The following is a 3,872-nucleotide window of genomic DNA, read 5'->3' as shown; positions in this document are numbered from 1 at the left end:
TGTTCAACCAGGAAGACGGCTCGTTTTTCCGTCACAAGACGCCGTCGACGCCGCATGACAGTTCGGAAGGCATTCTGAACGGGCTCGGCGCGATCTGCGAGAAGGCGGGGATCACGCCGGCGGATATCGAGTTCTTCCTGCACGGCACGACCGTTGCCACCAACGCCGTGCTCGAGGGCAAGGGCGCGCGCGTGGGGCTCATCACGTCCGAAGGCTACCGCCAGGTCATGCAGATCGCGCGCTCCTTCGTGCCGGGCGGCCTGGCTGGCTGGATCGTGTGGCCCAAGCCGGTGCCGCTGGCCGCCCTTGAAGACACCTTCGAGGTCGCCGGGCGCATGAACGCGCAGGGCGAGGAAGTACGCGAGATCGACGAAGCGCAGATCCGCGAGGTCCTCACCAAGCTCAAGGATTCGGGCGTCCAGGCGCTCACCGTTTCGCTCATGAACGGCTACCTCAATGGCGCGCACGAGAGCCGCATCGGCGAACTCGCCGCCGAGATCTGCCCCGAGCTTCCCGTCTCGCTCTCCCACGAAGTCCTGCCCGAGATGCAGGAATACGAGCGTACGCTGACCACTGTTGCCAACGCCGCGGTGCGCCCGGTCGTGGGCAACTACGTGCGCAACCTGCGCTCGAACCTGCGTTCGGGCGGCATGGCCGGCTCGCTCTCGCTGCTGCGCTCGGATGGCGGCCTCATGTCCTCGGAGAAGTCCGAAGAGCACCCCGTCGCGCTCCTCATGTCGGGCCCGGCAGGCGGCGTCACCGGCGCGCTGTGGGTCGGCAAGAACGCAGGGATCAAGAACATCCTCACGCTCGACGTGGGCGGCACCTCGACCGACGTCGCGCTCATCGAGAACCTCGAGGCACGCCGCGTGCGCACCACCGAAGTGGGCCACCTCTCGGTCCGCGCTTCGGCGCTCGACGTGAAGACCGTGGGCGCGGGCGGCGGCTCGATCGCCTATGTTCCCGAGCTCACCGGCGCCCTTCGCGTCGGCCCGGAATCGGCCGGTGCCGTCCCGGGTCCGGTTGCCTACAACAAGGGCGGCACGCTGCCGACCGTGACCGACGCCAACGTCGTGCTGGGCTACCTCCCCGAGAACCTTCTGGGCGGCACCTTCAAGCTCGACCGTGAAGGCGCCAAGGCCGCGGTCCAGACCGTCGCCGACAAGCTCGGCATCGATGTCATGGAAGCCGCGCGCGGCATCATCGACATCGTCAACGAGAACATGTTCGGCGCGCTGCGCATGATCTCGGTCCAGCAGGGCTACGACCCGCGCCACTTCGCGGTCATGGGCTTTGGCGGGGCAGGTCCGCTCCACGTCAACGCCGTTGCCAAGCTGATGGGCTCCTGGCCCGCCGTCTCGCCGGTCAGCCCGGGCGTCCTGTGCGCGCTGGGCGATGCGACCACGCGCATGCGCACCGAGACCGCGCGTTCGTACTCCAAGTCGTTCACCAACACCGAGGAAGCCGACGTTCTCGCCCAGCTCGAAGAGATGGCCGCGCAGACCACGAAGGAACTCACCAGCGAGGGCATCTCGGCCGACGACGTCACCGTCGAGTTCGAACTCGACGTGCGCTACGAGGGCCAGGCCTTCGAAGTGCCGCTTTCGATCGATCCCGAGACGTTCAAGTCGGGCGGCCTGGCCGCGATCATCGAGCGCTTCGATGATGAGCACGAGCGTCTCTTCACCTTCAAGATGGATAGCGAGCACGAGCTGGTGAACCTGCGCGCCGTCGCGCTTGGCCCCATCCTCGACCTCGAAGCCCAGCGCCTGCCCGAAGGCAACGGCGATCCCATCGAGGCCAAGGTGCGCGACCACCAGCTGTGGGCCGATGGCAAGATGGTCCCTGCCGTGATCTACGACCGTTCCAAGCTCAAGGCGAACGACGTGATCCAGGGTCCGGCCATCGTCACCGAGATGGACTCCACCACGCTCATCGAAGCCGACTGCACCGGCACCGTCGATGCCTACGGCAACATCCTCATCAACCTGAAGTGAGCGAAGGAACTCTCTAATGCCCGCACAGATCATTCAGGCCAACGAAACCCCCTTCGAGAAGATCGAGATCGATCCGGTCACGCTCGAAGTCATCGAGAACGCCCTTCGCAACGCCCGCATCGAGATGGACGCCACGCTCGTGCGCACCGCCATGTCGCCGGGCATCCGCGAACAGGGCGACGCCTTCCCGCTCATCGCCGACCACAAGGGGCGCATGATCGTGGGCCAGTTCGGCTCCTACATCGGCCCCTTCCTCGAAGGCTATGAAGGCACCGTGGAAGACGGCGACATGATCTTCCTGTCCGACCCCTACTCGGTCGGCGGCGCGATCAGCCACTGCAACGACTGGCTCGTTCTCCTGCCCGTCTTCAAGGACGGCCGCCTCATCGCCTACACCTCGATGTTCGGCCACCAGAGCGACATCGGCGGCATGGTGCCCGGCTCCATGCCGATCCACGCCACCGAGATCTTCCAGGAAGGCGTGCGCATCCCGCCCGTCAAGATCTGGAAGAAGGGTGAGTACAACGAGGACCTCATCAAGCTGGTCATGCACCAGTCGCGCATGCCCGACTGGTGCAAGGCGGACTTGAACGCCCTGATCGCCTCGTGCCGCGTTGCCGCCAACCGCGTGGTCGAGATGGCCGAGCGCTTTGGCGATGACATCTTCGTCTCGGCGACCAACCTGCTGCTCGACCGCAACTACCGCGCCATGCAGCAGCTCATCGAGAGCTCGATCGGCGAGACGCCCGTCTCGTTCGAGGACTACATCTGCGACGATGGCATGGGCTTTGGCCCCTACAAGATCAAGTGCACGATGTGGAAGGAGAACGGCCGCGTCGTTCTCGACTTCGACGGCACCGATCCGCAGTCGCAGGCCTCGATCAACATGCTCTTGAACGAGAACATGATGCGCATGTTCTTCGGCATCTACATGATCATGGTCTTCGATCCACAGATCCTGTTCAACGATGGCTACTACCCGCTGATCGACATCCGGATCCCGGAAGGCTCGCTGCTCAAGCCCAAGTTCCCGGCCGCGCTCTCGGGCCGTACCCACGTGCTCGGACGCCTGTTCGACATCATGGGCGGCCTGCTCGGCCAGAAGACGCCCGAGTTCCTCAACGCCGCAGGCTTCTCGTCTTCGCCGCACCTGTTCTATGCAGGCCACGACAAGGCGGGCAAGTGGTTCCAGCTCTTCCAGATCGGCTTTGGCGGCATCCCGGGCCGGCCCATGGGCGACGGGCCCGACGGCCACTCGCTGTTCCCCGGCTTCACCAACGTGCCCAACGAGTTCCTCGAGCGCTACTTCCCGCTCGAGATCGTCAAGTACGAGACGGTCGCCGACAGCGGCGGTGCGGGTCTGCACCGCGGCGGCAACGGCATCAACATGGTCTACCGCTTCTATGAGCCGGGCGTCATCGCGATCCACGACGACCGCTGGTTCGTGCCGCCCTGGGGCGTCAACGGCGGTCTTCCGGGCAAGCGCGCCAAGAAGATCCTGACCAAGGCCGACGGCACCCAGATCGTGGTCGGCAACAAGCTGGAAGACTACCCCGTCGAAGCGGGCGATGAACTCCAGTTCATCACCTGGGGCGGCGGTGGCTGGGGCGACCCGCTCGAGCGCGACCCCGCTCTCATCCTCAAGGAAATCGGCCAGGGCCTCGTCACCGAGACCGGCGCCCTCGACTACGGCGTCGTCATCAAGGACGGCACAGTCGACGAAAACGCCACCGAGGAACTGCGCACCAGGATGCGCACCGAGCGCGGCGACGTCGATGTCTTCAACTTCGGTCCCGACATCGAAACCCTGCGCGCAAACTGCCTCGAGGAAACCGGCCTCCCCGCTCCCAAGCAGCCCATGTGGCGCAACGCGGA

At 65.3% G+C, this 3,872-nt stretch carries 2 protein-coding genes; both read left to right on the top strand.

Annotated elements, in window-relative coordinates; all coding sequences use genetic code 11:
* On the top strand, positions 1-1,997 hold a 1,997-nt coding region (locus tag MTR65_RS20085), incomplete at its 5' end, for a hydantoinase/oxoprolinase family protein (protein ID WP_243803393.1).
* Positions 1,998-2,013: 16 nt separating this feature from the next.
* Positions 2,014-3,872: hydantoinase B/oxoprolinase family protein (locus MTR65_RS20080; protein ID WP_243803390.1), on the top strand; the 1,859-nt coding region annotated here is incomplete at its 3' end.

Origin of the sequence: Novosphingobium mangrovi (genome assembly GCF_022818885.1) — a bacterium.
GTDB lineage: Bacteria > Pseudomonadota > Alphaproteobacteria > Sphingomonadales > Sphingomonadaceae > Novosphingobium > Novosphingobium mangrovi.
Note: the sequence above shows the minus strand (reverse complement) of the source record. Positions and strands in the feature narration are given on the sequence as shown.